This is a genomic window from Bradyrhizobium neotropicale (assembly GCF_001641695.1).
Taxonomy (GTDB): domain Bacteria; phylum Pseudomonadota; class Alphaproteobacteria; order Rhizobiales; family Xanthobacteraceae; genus Bradyrhizobium; species Bradyrhizobium neotropicale.
The window spans coordinates 119,220-135,395 of the sequence record NZ_LSEF01000026.1; the positions used below are offsets into that span (position 1 = coordinate 119,220).

Sequence of the window (16,176 nt, forward strand, 5' to 3'; positions counted from 1 at the left end):
GCCTCGCGGCACCATGGTGGGCTTAAACGAGAGCCACGCTTGCTTTAGCCAAACGCTATCGTCTTCTAGCTGAAAGGAAGCTAGCTTCTAGATCATGAAGGCACGCCGACGGCGCTATTGCGTACGAGACGCGGCTCGCGGAACGAGGCGCGAGCGGACGGATCGCGTCCAATCCGTGGTCGCAATTCGACAAGGTCCGTGAAGACGTCGGCTTGACGACGCAACTCATCCGCGATCATCGGCGGCTGACTAGCAAGCGTGGAGATTACGGTGACAAGGACGCCCCGTCGCTGCACGGCCTCGAGAAGTGACCGGAAGTTGCCGTCGCCGGAGAACAGAACCATCTCGTCGATGTGTTGAGCGAGATCCATCGCATCGACGGTGAGCTCAATGTCCATGTTGGCTTTAACCTTGCGGCGTCCGCCGACATCGACAAATTCCTTACCTGGCTTGGTGACGACGGTGTAACCGTTGTAGTCGAGCCAGTCGACGAGCGGACGGACCGGCGGGTGCCCCTGATCCTCAATGATCGCCGTATAATAGAACGCACGCAGCAATGAGCCGCGGTCTTTGAATTCGTTGAGCAAGTGCCTGTAGTCGATATCGAATCCGACCGACTTGGCTGCGGCATAGAGATTTGGCCCATCGATAAAGAGTGCGATCTTGCGTTTGGAATAGGACATGCTCTGTTCACCTGCCGCGAAAGTTCCGCGAGTAATTCGATTGTAAGACAAAGCGGCTCCGACCGACCCAACCGTTAGCCGCGAACCAGATCAGCTGCTTGCGAAGGAGCAAGACAACATCATATCTGCTTCTAAGTTCCTCGACTTGAGATAATGCCCCTCTCGGACGGCGTGCCGGGAAGCTCCCAACGCCTTTGAGAGAGCCATTCCGCTGCGTAACCGGATACGTTCTGAGGGAGATCGCCCGCGCCAGCCGAGGTACCCGACGCACCTTGCCAGGTCTTAAAAAGCGCGCCGGGTCCCCCTCTGCACCACCAGTACATCCGTGATGATGCCGAGTTGAATGAAACGAGTAGCGTGGCAAAACTTAGGCCAACAAACCCACTCTGCAAGCGGCAGCGAATATCTTTCTCGGAATCTCGCAAACCTATTGAACCTGACGTTGCGTCACATTGTACTTTGCCAAACTGCCCTTTCGTGGTGACGAAAAGTCGTCGTCCATGACGGCGACGCAAGCCGTTTGAGGACACGCTGACGCTGAACCAAACCGAGATCTCCACACTCGCTTCTTCGGCGGCAGCCTTCTTCATCGTCCATCGTACTCAGCCCAACAGTCCGCGGTTTCATAAACTCGAACGGACGACATTCGAGGTAACCCGTCGTTCAGTCTCTCCCAGATCCACTCCGCAATCCTTTCTGCCGTCGGGTTCTCCAAACCCTGAACTTCGTTCAGATAGCGGTGATCAAGTGTCGTCATGATTCCAACAATGGATTCGTCGATGGCGGAAAAGTCGGCGACGATTCCATTGACCGGATCCACGGGCCCCTCAAGATAAACTTCGACTCTATAGGAATGTCCGTGCACGCGGCTACACCCATGCGTCGACGGCACATTCGGGAGCCGGTGAGCGGCTCTAAACTTGAACGCTTGTGATATCTTCATGGCAGGCCCCATGTTGGATCGCATCAATAGGATTGAGCTGAACCAATCAGCTGTTTGGCGCGGATCTGAACAAGACGCCAATTACGACGGACTGCGTGAACGGTTGAGCACGTCGTATATCGGGTCGTCCGGAACCTTGCTCCGATCGGCGTTCGCGAACCGAACTTGAGTTCTTCGCTTTCGCGCGGCGTTGACTGCTCTTCGATCCAGTCGAAGACCACAATTCGCTTGGACACCCGCCACTCGTCGCCGCGCTTCTCGAAACGGTCACAATATCGCCCTGCGATCAGAAGCTGCTCGACAACGTCATCTGGCATCGGAAGTCGCTGAAAGGCCATGAAATAAGTCTCTGCAGCCGCGTGATCCGAATCGAGAAATTCAATCAGGCTGTTGCCGACCATGTGGAAGCTGCGGCCGTTCGTTCTGAAAATCTCGCGTGCCCACTCAAAGAAGCCTTGTACCGGCCGGCATAGATACCATGCTGATCCGTTGCATCCCGCCAGTAGGTGCTCCGCAGGGTAGCCTCGTCGGCCCGGTCGATGCCCCCGCAATAGCGGTAGATGCAATCGCGAATCGCTTCTCTATCGAGGAGTTCGGACAAATCCCGAGGTTGCATCCACCAATTACCTTAAGCTGATCAGAGGCCGTCGCCTCGAGCCGCGAGCGGCGCCTCAAATGGCCTTTTGGCTACAGCAATCGGCGTGCCAAAAGCCGGTTTGTGCGACTTGGAGCGCAGAAGGCAAAGGCCACATTTCGTGTTGGAGTGACAATCCATTCAATCCTCGCGTCGTGCTTCGGACATGGATGTCGCAAAATGGACACGGCGGAATGCCACGCGATTGCGTCGTGCTGCGCGCTTGCGCTTACGCCGGGACCGATGCGATGCGCCGCTCCCCTACTCCGGCTCATGCCGTCGTCTGTGGCGGTATGAAAGGATGTCAGGATGTAACGTTTGGGACGCTCCGGCTAGACTGGAGGACTGACTTGGCTCGGATCCAACACTGTAGCTATTGATGGAATTTCATTTCGGCTCGGACCGTCAGAAGTCGAGTGTCGGTTCGAGGCGTCCGACAAATCAGTCCTGCAGCTAACCAGAAGGAGATTGCGCTGCTTATACGATTCTTGTCGATTCCCGCCGCCGTCCTGGCCGGATGCTTCGGCCTTCAGGCACGCGCCGAGCCACTTCTGGTCTCTCAATCCGGCGGCAGAGCCTACCGCTCCGTACAGGAGGCCATAGACGCCTTACCAGCGCTGGGCGGCGATATCCTGATAGCGCCGGGCATCTATCGTGAGAAGATCAAGGTGTTCAAACCCGGCGTTCATCTGCGGGGCACTGGAAAGAGGCCGAACGATACAATTTTACTCTATGGCGACGGTGCCATCAAAGTGGGAGGAACCTCGCATTCCGCGACCTTGGAATCGTCTGGAGACGACTTTCGGCTCGACAATCTGAGCATCCAAAACGATTACTCGCAAAATCCCGACAATCCGCCGTCGCAGGCCGTGGCATTGTCGCTTGTCGGAGACAGGAACGTTATCACTCGCGTCCGCCTGCTGGGCGCACAGGACACGCTGTTTGCAGGTAGCAAGTCGAAGGGCAAAATGTCGCGGCAATACTTCTCGGACTGCTACATCGAGGGACACGTGGACTTCGTATTCGGCAATGCCAGGGCCTATTTTGATCACTGTGAGTTGCACGGCATTGCTAATCACGCCGTCGTCTACACTGCTCAAAGCAAGGACGCGCCGGATCAGGACAGTGCCTATGTCTTCGATCATTGCATCCTGACGGCTGATCCTCGTGCACACGAAATTGTGCTCGGTCGCCCCTGGCGCCCTTACGCAACGGTGATTTTCCTCTTCACCAAGATGGATGCGCCGGTGATCGCAGAAGGCTGGAGCGAGTGGGATCGCGACAAGACCGAGAGACTGAAGACAGCCTTTTATGCCGAATACAAATCGACGGGTATCGGGGCCACTCCCGGACGACGCGAGCCTTACTCCCATCAGCTGACAGACAGCGAAGCCGGAGGATGGTCGCTAAGGGCATTTTTCGGCAACGACACCGCCTGGCTTCCAGCCGGCAATCAAGATATGAAATAGGAGCAGCCATGGCGTCTTGGACCGCTTGCCGCCGCTTTGGTCTCACGACGACCGGTCCAAGGAAAGATGTCAGCGAAATGCCTTGGCGCATCCGACCCACGAGCCTGAGGCCGGCGCGCCAGCTGCCCCCTGCAAAGGCGGCCAAATGCCGGAAGCCGCCACATCGGCATTCTCCACCTGCCAGGTTGCGCGATCGGAAAATCGCACGTCGTCAAGCAGGAGCTTCAGAGCGTGCCCCTGGTCCAGTCCGCGCATGACCAATATCGAGATATGGCGGCTAGGGCCGTTGTTGCCGGCTTTGATGGCCACATTATCATCGCCGGTGCGGATAGAGCTGTGGGTGATGGTCACATCCTCGCTTGCGCCCGGATCGATCCCATCGGTGTTGCGGGCGTCGGCCGGGGCATCGATGGTGACGCCCCAGAACGTCGCACCTTCGACCCGGTTCATCGCCACGTGGAAGTTCGCCGCATTGCGCAAGGTGATGCGGTGGAAGGCAATGTCTTGTGCATGATCGATCTGTATGAGGCGCGGGACGTTCTGATTGCCGCCCTCGCTTTGCGCGCGCCGCGCCAGCTGCCACCAAGTCTCTTTGGTGCCAGTCATGACCGCACCGCCCTGGCCATCGATGGAGCCCTCCCCCATGACGCCGCCGCCGCGCGTCTTCGAAAAGCTGATGAACGGGCGACAGCCGTCTCCTCTGCGATCGATGCGACCGCAGCTTCTTGGGCCCTTGTCATAGAGGGTCGGGTCGGCGATCGCAAAAAGTGTCGCGCCGCGCTCGATCCAGAGCGTTACGCCGGATTTCATCTCAAGAGGGCCTGCGAGAAAGGCCCCGCCTGACAAATAGACAGCTGCGCCGGCGCGACAGTGGGCAATGGCCTCTTGTAGCCTGGCCGTCTCGTTCGTGCTGGAGGGCACCAGGCGGGCGCAGACGTCTGTGGGCGCAACGGGTTGGACGACGTGGCGGCGATCTTGCGCCTGGGCGACGGCGTAAAGAGCCAGCACGATAACGGCGGACAGCAATGGCGGGTAGCGGAGGGCATTTCTCATCGATAGCGCCATATGTCTTGCTCACCTCGCTTGGAGTGGCTGATCAATCGTGAAGCGGAGCGCCGCAGCTCGTCTGATCCGGAGGCACAGCGCCAGGTGCTCGAACTAGCTCGGAGACGACCTATTCGACGGTCACCGATTTCGCCAGATTGCGCGGCTGGTCGACATCCGTGCCGATCATCATCGCAGCATGATAGGCCAAAAGCTGGACCGGGATGGCATAGACCATCGGTGCAAACGTGGCAGCCATATCCGGGAGCACGATGGTGGCGAGCGTGTGTGCTATTGCTTCCGAGGCACCCTTCGCATCCGTCATGAGGATGATGTTGCCGCCACGTGCTGCGACTTCCTGCATGTTCGAGACAGTCTTATGGAATACCTGATCATACGGCGCAATCGCCACCACCGGCATGTTCTCGCCAATGAGGGCAATCGGTCCGTGCTTAAGCTCGCCGGCGGCGTAGCCTTCCGCGTGGATGTAGGAGATTTCCTTCAGTTTCAGCGCGCCTTCGAGCGCCAGCGGGAACGAAGTGCCGCGGCCAAGGTAGAGCACGTCGCGCGATTTGGCGATCTCGCGTGCGACCTTTTCGATCTGGGGCTCGCTCCCAAGCGCGGCGGCAATCAGCCTTGGGATCTCCAACAATTCCCGCACGAGCCGGATCTCATCTGACTCGGACAGCTCGCCGCGAGCCTTTCCCGCCGCCACGGCGAGCGCTGCCAGCACCATGAGCTGGCCTGTAAATGCTTTGGTCGAGGCGACTCCGATCTCCGGACCGGCGAACGTCTGCAGCACGGTCTCGCTCTCGCGCGCAATGCTCGAGGTCGGCACGTTGACGACCGAGAGCGTGTGCACCTGTTGTGTTTTGGCATAGCGCAGCGCCGCGAGCGTATCGGCCGTCTCGCCCGATTGTGAGATGAAGATTGCGAGATCGCCCTTTCGCAGAAGCGGCTCGCGATAGCGGAACTCTGAGGCGACGTCGAGTTCGACCGACATACGGGCGAGCTGCTCGAACCAATATTTGGCAATAGAGCCGGCATAGCTTGCGGTGCCGCAAGCCGTGATCGAGATCCGCTGAATGTCCGAAAAGTGAAAGGGCAGTTCTTGCGACAGCTTAATGCGCTCGGCCGTCACGTCGACATAGCGCGCTAGCGTGCGGCCCATCACCTCCGGCTGCTCATGAATTTCCTTGGCCATGAAGTGGCGGTAGTTCGCCTTGTCTACCGGGAACGGCGATATGTCGGATTTCAGCACCTCGCGGCGGGCAAGCCTATCTTGCGCGTCATAAATCACGCTCTCGTTCCGCGTCAGCACGGCCCAGTCGCCTTCTTCAAGATAGCAGATGTCTTCGGTGAGCTGCGCGAGCGCCATGGCGTCCGAGCCCAGATACATCTCGCCGCGGCCATATCCGATCGCGAGCGGCGAGCCCTTGCGGGCGCCGATCATGAGATCATCATGGCCCTTGAACAAGAAGACGAGCGCAAAGGTGCCCTGTAGCCTCGGCAAGGATGCCTTCACCGCCTCTTGCGGCGAATAACCCCGTTTCAGATAGAATTCGACAAGCTGCGCAACCGCCTCGGTATCGGTTTCGGAGACGAATCTGGCGCCTTCGGCTTCGAGCTCGGCACGCAGCTCGCGGAAGTTTTCGATGATGCCGTTATGGACCACGGCAACATTCGCGGTTATTTGGGGATGCGCGTTGCTTTCCGTCGGTCTGCCATGTGTAGCCCACCTGGTGTGGCCGATCCCGGTGTGTCCGCCCACCGGCCCCTCTCGCAAACAGTGCTCGAGATTGTTCAGCTTGCCTACGGAACGCCGGCAGGTAAGGGCTCCGTGCTCCAGCGTCGCAATACCTGCAGAATCATAGCCGCGATATGCGAGCCGTCTGAGTGAATCGATCAAACGATCCACAACCGGTTCGCGGCCCACAATACCAATAATGCCACACACGACGGTAACGAACTCCAGCTCGAATCATCTTCAAAAACGGCAAGCGTCACTCACGAAATTCACGCGTCAGGACCAGCTGTCAGTCCTGCAGAACGGCAATAAGGTACGACCGCCCGCCGCTGTCAGCCCCAACAGCTTTGAGCAATCGTGCGCAAGCTACTTCCTCAAGAGTTCTGCGGTCATCAGCTGCCCCACCCGCAGCGCAGCTCTGGCAAATGAGATCGAGTACCAGCAGGACGCAGCCACCAAGGACGTGAAAGCTCTCACATGGGCCGAATAGTCGAGCGCTCCGCCACTCTCGGATCCTGTCATAAGTCGCCACGGCATAAACAGGCGCCTCGTCTGCTCGTGAAGATAACAATCGTAATCGCAGTAAGGCTGCCCGCGTAGACATATCGCGTACGTAGCCTCCTTCGAGGGGGCGGTGACACTCCGCGCAGAGGGAGACTCCGTACGGCATCCTACGATTCACTAATATGCACTTCATGATTGCCGGCCAGTTCTGCACCAGATCGATTCCTGATGCTCTGCTCCGATTCTCGGTCGCAGGGCAAAGCTGCGCATCACAGACGCTCTTGCCTCGCACTGGTCTTCTCCGCATCTAGCTGTGCCGCAGATAAGCCCCTTGAGTCGGCTGAGAGCTGGCGCGAGGATCTTGCCACCGCATCAGAATGGCTCGAGCGCGTAAGAAGGACCTCTCTCGCACTCAAGGAGGCCGGTCCCCTCATCTCCGTCAATCGGTTTGACGACGTGCGGAGATGCGAGCCCTTGGCCCGGCTGAAAAGCTCCTGGCGTTTGCGTCGGCTCGTTACGAGGAGGACGCAGGTTCAGTTGCTCGGAGGGCGCGAGCCTCGCACCAAAGAGCCATGCAAGGTTCGCCGACCACCAGATTTCCGGACGGATTGCGGTGTGGGATCGGGGCCATCCAGCTTGCCAATACGGGAAGAATGCTAGGCGAAGTCGCCATATGCCTCGTTCGACAGTCCGCACACAGGCCAGAATTGCGCGAAACGGAGGCGCCAGAATTGTCAATCATTGAAACGAGCTCAACTAGTCAGACCGATGGCTCTATATTGGTCAGCCTCCACAATCAGTAAAATCAATTGTTTTGATACGATCCATCCATCCTAGATATGTATTCTTGCAGTCGGCTTCGCCCACAGCCACCGGGCGAGGCTTTCAGCCTCCCCGCGCACCCACAAATTGGCGAATCGGGTCGCGCATCCGGTGCCAAGCTCGTCCGGCCTCACCTCTCATCGCTCTCCCGCTCATAAGCGGCGTTGACGTCCTCACACAGCTCGTTAAGGTATCGTTTCCAGCCGGCCGGCCCCGCGCGTCCGATGGTGGCATCGATCGCTGACAAATCGATTGCACGGAGAATGCGCCTGAATACATCATGATCGGATATAGCGCGACGATCTGGGTGGGAAGAGTGCGACAATCAATGGGTCTTCCGCATATTTGGTGCAGGTCTCCTCTTTGCGCTTCATAGTGGCGCACGCCGCGCTCTTTCAACCCTTGTCGAACAGATCGAAGACCTTGAGCTCAAGATTGAAAGCTCCGAGAAGGTGATCCTCGCAACCGCGCGCGATAACGAGGTTTGTCGCCGTCTTATGAAAGTGGCCGGCATCGGTCCATTCGCTGCCACCGCCCTGGCGGCGGCCGTCGATCATCCACAACAGTTCGCTTCGGCCAGGCATTTTGCGGCCTGGCTTGGGTTGGTACCGAAGCAGCACTCGACGGGGGGAAGGAGCGTTTGGGCGGCATCAGTAAGCGGGGCGACGGATATATTCGCAAATTGTTGATACATGGCGCCAGAGCAGCCGTTCATCGCGTCCGTATCCATCAGGTGACAAATACCTGGATAACAGAGTTGTTGGACAGGCGTCCCTTCAACGTGGTGACGGTGGCCCTTGCTCACAAAACTGCCCGGATCGCTTGGGCGATCATGGCTAATGGTGAAGAATACCGCTCTCCAGTGTGAGTCGAGCATGGTTCCGTTTGCGAGGGCAATAGCAGAGTGATGGCAACCGGTCGGACCGGGGTCGGCTAAGCCCGTTGGACCTATCGAGCATCGAGCTCGCCAACGTAATTGGGCGCCGATCCGCGGATCTCATCAAGGCTCGTGGCAATGCCATAAAGCCGGATAGATAGCTGCAAACGATCGTTAGCCGTAACAAAGCAAATGTTCTTGCAAAGCGGGGACCGTCCATAGATAGGTCCAGAGCCGACCGGTCCGGGTCTTGCCCTTGGCCAGGACCGGCACCGTGGTGTCGTCAGCGTGGATGCGCTCAGCAGCGAAGACATGGTTCCGGATCGCCTCGACCAGCGGCATCAGGGTTGCCGCGGCCGCGCCCACCCAGTCGGCGAGCGTCGAGACATCGAGGTCGATGCCTTCGTGGCTGGTAGACATCGCTCTGACGATTGAGCGGCAGGTGCAGGCCGTATTTGGCGAACAGGATGTGAGCGAGGAGCGTGGCTCCCGCACGTCCACGCGCGATCGGGTGTGAGGAGGGGGCCGGCGGTTGCGTGATCGCTTCGCAGGCCCTGCAGACGAACTTCTCGCGCACATGCTGGATCACTTTCCACTGCCGTGGAATGAGCTCCAGCGTCTCAGTCACGTCCAGATCGGCGAGCTGCAACTCGAGCTGATCCAACAACGCTCCGCGCTCCGAGGATTGCCCGAACTGCTCGTGCCGCAGCTTCTTGATCGTGAGCTTGAGCTTCTCGATCAGCAATGTCCGCGCCTGGGCCTCCGCTTCCGCGGCTAACCGGGCCGCACGCTCGGCACGCAGCATTGCCTTCAGCGTCGTTATATCGCGTCTCAACCACTTCGATCCGCCCGACTTGGGCGCTGACCTTATCACTGTCCATAAGGACAGTTCTCAATACCGCGCCTCACCTGACAAGGCGGCCTTCACCGGCTTTCAATTACCCACAATTTCTGGCCCGACCGCGGCGCCCAACGCGATGTCGGTCAGGCGAGATAGGCCGCGCCACATGACGGTGTTGCCGGGTGGGGGGTCGTTGGCGCGGGCGAGATAGCCACCGAGCCTGGCAATCTTGTTCAGATAATGCGAGAGCGTTTTTCTTCGAGCTCGGGGCCTGTCGTTCACAAGGCGGTCGAGCACAGTAATTGCGGTCGCAGTCAATGCGAGAGTCGGCTGTGCGTTGGGGGCTGAACGATTGAGCATCGTCATCCAGAAGACGCGCCAGCTCAGAATGCAAAAGACGGAGATCAAGTTGGCGAGGCGCTGGGCGGTCCTGAGCTTCGATTCCTCCGCCTTGCAACCCGATTTGAGGATCTTGTGGAACACCTCGATCTTCCATCTCAAAGCATACCATTCGAGCTTCTCGATGGCGTCCCCGCGAGAGCAAACAGGCAGATCGGTAATCAATTTCCACTCGATCTTCTTTCGGTTCTTCGGCGTGCCGCGCTCTTCGGCATGGATTACCGTCAAGGTTAGCGTGGGATAGCGCCTTTGCTTACCGATCGGCGGCTGGACGCGAAGCTTGCGATACCTGATCTCGAGAACGGCTTGATCCGGATTGCCGTTGTTGTCTCTGAGATCGATGCGATGCACGCCTTTGACCGCGACTTCTTCCATTTCGTCAGCGATCGTGTGATCGCCGTCTCCAGCCAAGCGATCGACGCAGGTCCTGATCAGGAAATGCGTTCCGGCTTCGCGAGCGGCGCAGAAAAGCTCGTAGATATCGCTCTCGCGATCGCCGATGTGGACGCATCGTCCCGCGTCACCGAGACGCTCGGTGGATTGTTGGACATTCTCCAACCACCGGATGCTTTCCTTCTTCTCAATGGGAACACGCGTTGGATTGATCTTCTTCTTTAGCGCCGCGGTTCCTTTGAATTTCTTCCGGGTCCAGAATTTGACGGCCGCCAGCCCGAGCGGCAGCCCCTCGATCGTCACCGCAAGGCTCGAGTGCATCAGGATGCCGCAAACCGTGTGCGATCTTAGACGCCCGCCTTGTCGCGCCCGCTGTTTATGCTCTTGGTTATCCCGATCGCTTCCGTGTTCTCTCTTTGATAGGTGAACTCCGTCGTGTCATGGAGTACAAGAATGGGACCATCGGCGGCGACCGTGCGGTCACGCGTCGATCGAAAGTGACCACCCAGGATTTCCGCCTCGCTAACTCGGTCATTTGAGAAAAGCGATAGGCCGCCTTGGTGTTAGCCCAATCCTGGCAGACCAACGGGATGCTTTGGCCCATGGCGCCACCGATCTGCGCTACCAGTTTGCGGAGCCGCTTGTTCAGGCGCTCGTCTGCAAGGCTACAGCCTGCGAGCTCCCGATCAAACCATGCGTCTGCTTCTCCGTCCATTGGCACCGCCCCCGCGAATCGGTGCCAGACAAGGAATCACGGTCGATTCCTGCGATGAAACAGCTTATGCGCTCCCCTCAGCCTACTCGGCCAAATGTGGGTAATTGAAAGCTTCACCGGACGCATACGGCGCAAGGAGGCGGTCGAGAACATTATTCCGGCCCGCGAGCCGATCAAGCAACCGCTGGTGCTGAGTGCGGAGGAAGTCGCCCGTTTCCTGGAGGCTGTACCGGCCCTGCGCGACCGCGTTACGCTGGTGACGGCCTATGCTGCCGGGTTACGGGTCGGCGAGGTCAGCCGCCTGAAGCCCAGCGCCATCGACAGCAAGCGCATGCTGATCCTGATCACCGCTAGCAAGGGCGGCAAGGATCGTTACGTGATGCTGTCGCCGCGGCTGCTCAGCATCCTGCGATCCTACTGGTGTCTGACCAAACCGCGCCACTGGCTGTTTCCGGGGCGCAATCCAGACGATCCGGTGAGCGTCGCCACGCTGCAAGAGGCTTGCCGCAAAGCTCGTCAACATGCCGCCCTCGATAAGCAGGTGACTGCGCATGTTCTGCGGCACAGCTTTGCTACACGCCTTTACGGGCGCGGTACCGACATCCAGCTCACCCAAGTCCTTCTTGGCCATGCGCCACTGCCATCGACGGAGCGCTACACGCAAGTCGCAACCAATCTGATCGCACGGGCCAGAAGCCCGCTCGGCGATCTCGACGCGCGATTGAGATCTCGGCCGAGCGCAGCATCAAGCCGATAGGCCTGGGAAAGAAGAATTACTTGTTCGCCGGCAGTGAAGGCGCCGAGACATGGGCGATAGTGCCGGGTTTTTGACATTCGAAGCCGTGATAACCTATCCGTTCCACCCGCTGGCTGGCCAGGATGGTCCTGGTGACCGGCGACCATGAGCACGACGGTGTTCATTATTGCCTGATTCGGAAACCGCATGGCGGCTCCTTCCAGGTGCCAGGCTGGATGTTCGATCCGTCGGCATGTTCGACAGAGATTGTAACGAGTCCCCGCCTTCCCGTCAGCCAACTCCTTCAATTGCGTAATCTGGTTGATCATCTCGTACCCTGTCGTCCGGAGGAAGAAAGCCCCGGAGGATAAGGCAGTGTCGTACGCAAATGGATCTGTTCCTTCCCCTAACCCAGCCCAGCGACATGATTGGCACCAAACACCAGAAGGCGTCGGCCCTTCTGCGAGCATTGCTGATGGAAGCAGCGACGAAGCCGGCTAACGAGCCTACAGCCAACGGCAAAAAGGGAGCAGGCAATGAATAAGATTACCCCCGCGCACCTGGTACGCGCCGCTTTCGTGTATATCCGCCAATCCACAGCGTATCAGGTCGTCAACAATCTCGAGAGCCAACGACGCCGGTATGGCTTGGTCGAGCGTGCGCGGCAGCGCGCCTCTCTCCCAGATCGTCGCGCTACACACGGCCTCGTGCTCCGTCAAAATCCAGATGATCTGCTCTTCCGAAACGCAGCTGCGCTTCATCCTCTCTGTCCTCGTCTTTTGCCAGAGCGAACTTCAACCTGGATTAAGCCCGCGGAGCAAGGTCAGCATGCATCGTCCTCATTCGGCGAGGACGGTTGGCTTTTGGAGATGCAACGTTGTCGCCCTTCGGGCCTCGGTGAGTTAAAGTGATAGCGGCGTTTGGAATTTCCATTCGGCGCGAACCGCGCCTTCCCACAAGGCCAAGAAGTCTTACGAGAAGGACCCACGAGAACCATCTGTATTTCCCAAGGGCTAAACTCTATTGGTCTAGTCAACGCGCGCCCTTTCACGAGTTGATGAAAGCAAGGGGCGATAATGCTGAAATCGCTCTACGATTCTGCAAAGGGGCACTTTGTGTGTCGATGCGCTCACGATGGATATCGACCCTTGGTGAGGCGAAAGGATTTCGCTTTTTGGATAAGGACAGACGATGGCAGTCGCAATGCAGAAGTTGCCGCATCATTTCGTGGATCACTGCGGGCCGATATGGAAAATGTCTAGCCTTTTCCGAATGATCATCAAATGTCACCGTCCAAAATCCGGTCCAATAAGGAAGAGTGCCCCCAATCGCCAGCACAGGCCACTCTTCGCTTATAAAACTTAATCCCGTTTGGCTCCTTAACTTACTCACAAACCTAATTACCTTCGCTTTGATCTCATTTCCAGTCTCTTCTTCTCTCTCGATGTCGTGGGACGCTGGCGATCCAGTCACTGTTGACGATACCGCCTCGCTGGCGAACGCCATCGCCAACCGCTGGGAATTATACGAAGGCCATCTTGGGCAAGATGTTGACCTCACGTACTTCTATATGAGTCAGGCGGATGCACGTATGTGTGTCCAGACTGGCAGCCTCACTGGCACCACGAAGGTGAGATCGACTACGCATCCGGCTGAGGCGCCGGGGTGGTGCATTGATAATGGGTATACCTGGTTCGTTGCCATCCGCAGCGACGCGCCCGACGAGAGTAACATCGACGTTGTCTCTTGGGGGCGCGCGATACGGGAGGAGGACGACGAGGACGACGAGGACAACAACGAGGACGACGAGGACAACAACGAGGACGACGAGGACGACGAGGACAACAACGAGGACAACAACGATGACAACAACGAGGACAACAGCGAGGACAACAGCGAGGACAACAGCGAGGACAACAGCGAGGACAACAGCGAGGACAACAGCGAGGACGACAACGACAACGACGATGACGACGAGTGATCAAGTCGCTGTCTGGCCTGGCATTAGGTGGTGTTGCGTTTGGTCGGTTTATTGTCTTTTGAACTTTGTTCACCTTACGAGTGTAGCTCGCTACACCTATCACCCGTCATGGCGGCGGGTTTGCTGTATTATGAATTGATAAAAATGAAATAAGTCAAGCAACTATTGGTACGACTGTTGCTCCGTCGTTGTAACCCTTTTCTTTTAATCCCCTCCTTCGCACTATTGCACGCTATCAATATTTCCGACTCTCGATTAAGCGAGTTAGCGCATTTGATCTTATTAGGTCATATACGGTGTATTTGGCACGGGCTTGCGAAGCACAAGTTGGGTTTAATACCAATCCGCCCAGGTGCTGACTCTAGGGGGCTTTCCAAATCAGCGGGTCGATGATTCAACATGGCAACGGGAGTTGCCATGGGCCAGCCGATTGCGGTTCGGACGGATTTGACAGCGGTTGAGGTGCGCCGGTTGGCGCGGCGGCGAAGGACAGCGATCAGGTTCGGCGGCTTCTGGCGGTTCTTCCGCATATTTGGTGCAAGACACGGAAGGTGCGAATTAGGCCATAAGGTCAGATTCGCAGTCGACGCCCGTGATTTGCCCTTGTTCCGTGCCTACCGTTCGCTGGTCTCCCCCGAGCTCACCAGTCTCCACAGCTCCTGTGGCACGCTGGATCTGGGGCCAGTACCATGCAGCGAATTGTCGCGTCTTGTTAGCATGCGTGCCGCATTCGCGTGGCCGGACATCGAGAGAGCCTGCAATCGGTTGGCGTATCTCGAAAGCGCGTCTCCGCGCTTGGAAAACGAGCCGCTCGACCTTGCGAACCAGCCAAGACGTTGTGGCAGGTCAGTTGCGAACGAAAAACGTAGAACACTAGTGATAAGTCACCGCCCTGAAACCAAAGCACCCCCAACAGCACATTAAGAGCAAGCGCGCGTCTCAACCATGAAGATCAATTCGAAGGTGTGTTTGCTACAGGCAGCCAACATATCAAACTTGCCAAAGTACCGACGGGTCCAAAAGTCATGCCCCTTTTGCTCCGAAAGAAGTCGGTTCGAGAATAACCAGACATTTCTCAGTGTTGCCGGTAGAAATGTCGTTACATTCCAAATCGCAGTACTTTGCCAGGACTTCGCAATGGTTGCACTCGCGGGAGTATGGCGGATGTAGTCGGCGCGAAGAGCAGGCATGCGTACGACCCCAATCCCGAGGAGGCTCACACCATGCAGATTTCTGTTTTCAGTTGTTACGTTAGGGTGGGTGAGTTGCGCGGCTGCAGCGCCAAGCCGATTTGAAAGTGGCGCTGCGCAGTGAGCATCGCTGCGAGAGAGAGATCTCGTCGATCAGCACTCGTCGCTCATCGAAGCCGACTAACGACCCGATCCAGCGGTTTCGCACGAACGTCGCCGATGTGCCCGCACTTGCCCGCGCGCTGTCTTGGATCTCACGACGCTTGCCGCCGTGGTACCGTCAAGAGAGGTGCACTCTCTAACTAAGCTCGATGTCGCAAAATCGGGCGGCATTTCGCGGCCGCCATCTGCGGTCGTTGCATGAGCGCCTCCCAGCGGCGCTTCGACTGAGCTTCAAACTCCCCCTGCTGCTACCATAGATCAAGGGGACGCATTCATTGAACGTAACCGGTATGAGCTCCCACGTCCGCGGTGATCAGCGTGTGCGTGGGTAGCGGATAGGCATCCAGTACTGGCGCAAGGCCTCGACGGCCGCCGGGATCTCGGCGTAGGCGTTACGGCCGCCTTGCGGTGATCCGAGCGGCGGACGGCTCTGATCGTCGCGACCATGCAGCAGGATGGGCAGCAGCAGGCCGTGATTGACGTTGCCGGCGTCCAGCAACGGCGCCCACGCCGACGGTCTGAGCTGCATCGCGGCATAGAAGCCCTGACACCACGGACGCGGATCGATATCGCCATTGACTTCGCGCCGGTGCATCGGCTCGAACCGATCGGGCGCGGTCGAGAGGGTGTTGCTGATCTCGTTATGGCGCAGCGCGACAGCGGAGATCGCAGCGAACTCCGGGGTGCCGCCGTGGTTGAAAGCATCGGCGTCGATGGCGAGCAGCGGGCAGATCCAGCCGAGCGGGCTCATCGACACCGGTCCGGCTACGATCGCGGCGGCATAGCCGTCGAGCATGGGAATGCTGGTGGCGGCAGGATGCCGATCGACGCGAGCCTGGAGCCATCGCTCGAGCTCCGCAAGCGGCATCGCGGCTGACGCCATCGACGATGCTGCTTTATGGCGACGCGCGTTCATGCAGCAGCCTGTGCGGTGCGATGGCGCGCCGCCTTCCAGTTCCAGGCGAGCAGCTCGCGCAGCTGATGGCTTCTGGTTCGCCCGGACACGATGCGCTCCAGCACATCGGTCAGGTAGGCC

At 58.4% G+C, this 16,176-nt stretch carries 12 protein-coding genes and 3 pseudogenes; 4 read left to right on the forward strand and 11 right to left on the reverse strand.

Annotated features, from left to right (window positions below):
- Positions 1-92: 92 nt before the first annotated feature.
- From AXW67_RS05685 to AXW67_RS05690, 3 genes and pseudogenes are all read right to left on the reverse strand, one after another.
- Positions 93-683: a LabA-like NYN domain-containing protein gene (locus AXW67_RS05685; RefSeq protein ID WP_063677069.1), complete on the reverse strand. Its 591-nt coding sequence runs from the start codon at positions 681-683 to the stop codon at positions 93-95.
- Between the two features lie 586 nt (positions 684-1,269).
- Positions 1,270-1,626 carry a 6-carboxytetrahydropterin synthase QueD gene (queD, locus tag AXW67_RS40215; RefSeq protein ID WP_063702635.1) on the reverse strand — a complete coding sequence of 119 codons (357 nt, stop codon included), beginning with the start codon at positions 1,624-1,626 and terminating at the stop codon, positions 1,270-1,272.
- Between the two features lie 81 nt (positions 1,627-1,707).
- Positions 1,708-2,242 (reverse strand): annotated as a pseudogene (locus AXW67_RS05690) (nuclear transport factor 2 family protein).
- A 506-nt stretch (positions 2,243-2,748) separates the two neighbouring features.
- On the opposite strand from AXW67_RS05690, the gene AXW67_RS05695 reads away from it, so the two are divergent.
- The gene (locus tag AXW67_RS05695; protein ID WP_245315426.1) at positions 2,749-3,729 is read left to right on the forward strand and encodes a pectinesterase family protein; all 981 of its coding nucleotides are present in this window, start codon (positions 2,749-2,751) and stop codon (positions 3,727-3,729) included.
- A 69-nt stretch (positions 3,730-3,798) separates the two neighbouring features.
- On the opposite strand, the gene AXW67_RS05700 is transcribed toward AXW67_RS05695, so the two are convergent.
- The 3 genes from AXW67_RS05700 to AXW67_RS43060 all read right to left on the reverse strand — a co-directional run bounded on the left by AXW67_RS05700 (position 3,799) and on the right by AXW67_RS43060 (position 8,403).
- Positions 3,799-4,782 carry a glycoside hydrolase family 28 protein gene (locus AXW67_RS05700; RefSeq protein WP_063677093.1) on the reverse strand — a complete coding sequence of 328 codons (984 nt, stop codon included), beginning with the start codon at positions 4,780-4,782 and terminating at the stop codon, positions 3,799-3,801.
- Positions 4,783-4,903: 121 nt separating this feature from the next.
- Complete coding sequence (gene glmS, locus AXW67_RS05705; protein ID WP_063677070.1) at positions 4,904-6,730, reverse strand: glutamine--fructose-6-phosphate transaminase (isomerizing); 1,827 nt, start codon at positions 6,728-6,730, stop codon at positions 4,904-4,906.
- Between the two features lie 1,511 nt (positions 6,731-8,241).
- On the reverse strand, positions 8,242-8,403 hold the full coding sequence (locus AXW67_RS43060) for a hypothetical protein (RefSeq protein WP_201723638.1): 162 nt from the start codon (positions 8,401-8,403) through the stop codon (positions 8,242-8,244).
- Here AXW67_RS43060 and AXW67_RS44985 point away from each other — a divergent pair.
- Positions 8,344-8,714 (forward strand): annotated as a pseudogene (locus tag AXW67_RS44985) (transposase). The gene AXW67_RS43060 and the pseudogene AXW67_RS44985 sit on opposite strands and share 60 nt — an antisense overlap.
- Positions 8,715-8,942: 228 nt before the next feature.
- Here the strand turns inward: AXW67_RS44985 and AXW67_RS40225 are convergent.
- The 3 genes and pseudogenes from AXW67_RS40225 to AXW67_RS43775 form a co-directional block, all read right to left on the reverse strand.
- Positions 8,943-9,528, reverse strand: a pseudogene (locus AXW67_RS40225) (transposase domain-containing protein); the annotation flags it as partial.
- A gap of 129 nt (positions 9,529-9,657) precedes the next feature.
- Positions 9,658-10,683 (reverse strand): IS4 family transposase, encoded by a 1,026-nt coding sequence (locus AXW67_RS05720; protein ID WP_347336743.1) that lies wholly within the window; start codon positions 10,681-10,683, stop codon positions 9,658-9,660.
- A 61-nt stretch (positions 10,684-10,744) separates the two neighbouring features.
- Positions 10,745-11,071 (reverse strand): IS4/Tn5 family transposase DNA-binding protein, encoded by a 327-nt coding sequence (locus AXW67_RS43775; protein ID WP_245315428.1) that lies wholly within the window; start codon positions 11,069-11,071, stop codon positions 10,745-10,747.
- A 94-nt stretch (positions 11,072-11,165) separates the two neighbouring features.
- On the opposite strand from AXW67_RS43775, the gene AXW67_RS05725 reads away from it, so the two are divergent.
- Complete coding sequence (locus AXW67_RS05725; RefSeq protein ID WP_063677073.1) at positions 11,166-11,828, forward strand: tyrosine-type recombinase/integrase; 663 nt, start codon at positions 11,166-11,168, stop codon at positions 11,826-11,828.
- A gap of 485 nt (positions 11,829-12,313) precedes the next feature.
- Here AXW67_RS05725 and AXW67_RS44990 read toward each other — a convergent pair whose 3' ends face one another.
- Entirely contained in the window at positions 12,314-12,568 is a 255-nt protein-coding gene (locus AXW67_RS44990; RefSeq protein ID WP_063677074.1) for a hypothetical protein, read from the reverse strand.
- A gap of 830 nt (positions 12,569-13,398) precedes the next feature.
- Between AXW67_RS44990 and AXW67_RS42645 the strand changes: the two genes are divergently transcribed.
- Positions 13,399-13,788, forward strand: coding sequence for a hypothetical protein (locus AXW67_RS42645; protein WP_161491229.1), 390 nt, complete (start codon positions 13,399-13,401; stop codon positions 13,786-13,788).
- Between the two features lie 1,665 nt (positions 13,789-15,453).
- Here AXW67_RS42645 and AXW67_RS40245 read toward each other — a convergent pair.
- Positions 15,454-16,056, reverse strand: a complete 603-nt coding sequence (locus tag AXW67_RS40245; protein ID WP_347336742.1) for a YecA/YgfB family protein — start codon at positions 16,054-16,056, stop codon at positions 15,454-15,456.
- Between the last annotated feature and the right edge of the window lie 120 nt (positions 16,057-16,176).

Bases quoted from the DNA above. Each gene is read 5' to 3' on its own strand.
- AXW67_RS05685 (WP_063677069.1), bottom strand. From the start codon at position 683: ATGTCCTATTCCAAACGCAAGATCGCACTCTTTATCGATGGGCCAAAT.
- queD (WP_063702635.1), bottom strand. From the start codon at position 1,626: ATGAAGATATCACAAGCGTTCAAGTTTAGAGCCGCTCACCGGCTCCCG.
- AXW67_RS05700 (WP_063677093.1), bottom strand. From the start codon at position 4,782: ATGAGAAATGCCCTCCGCTACCCGCCATTGCTGTCCGCCGTTATCGTG.
- AXW67_RS43060 (WP_201723638.1), bottom strand. From the start codon at position 8,403: ATGATCGACGGCCGCCGCCAGGGCGGTGGCAGCGAATGGACCGATGCC.
- AXW67_RS43775 (WP_245315428.1), bottom strand. From the start codon at position 11,071: ATGGACGGAGAAGCAGACGCATGGTTTGATCGGGAGCTCGCAGGCTGT.
- AXW67_RS05725 (WP_063677073.1), top strand. From the start codon at position 11,166: ATGTGGGTAATTGAAAGCTTCACCGGACGCATACGGCGCAAGGAGGCG.
- AXW67_RS44990 (WP_063677074.1), bottom strand. From the start codon at position 12,568: ATGAAGCGCAGCTGCGTTTCGGAAGAGCAGATCATCTGGATTTTGACG.
- AXW67_RS42645 (WP_161491229.1), top strand. From the start codon at position 13,399: ATGTGTGTCCAGACTGGCAGCCTCACTGGCACCACGAAGGTGAGATCG.
- AXW67_RS40245 (WP_347336742.1), bottom strand. From the start codon at position 16,056: ATGAACGCGCGTCGCCATAAAGCAGCATCGTCGATGGCGTCAGCCGCG.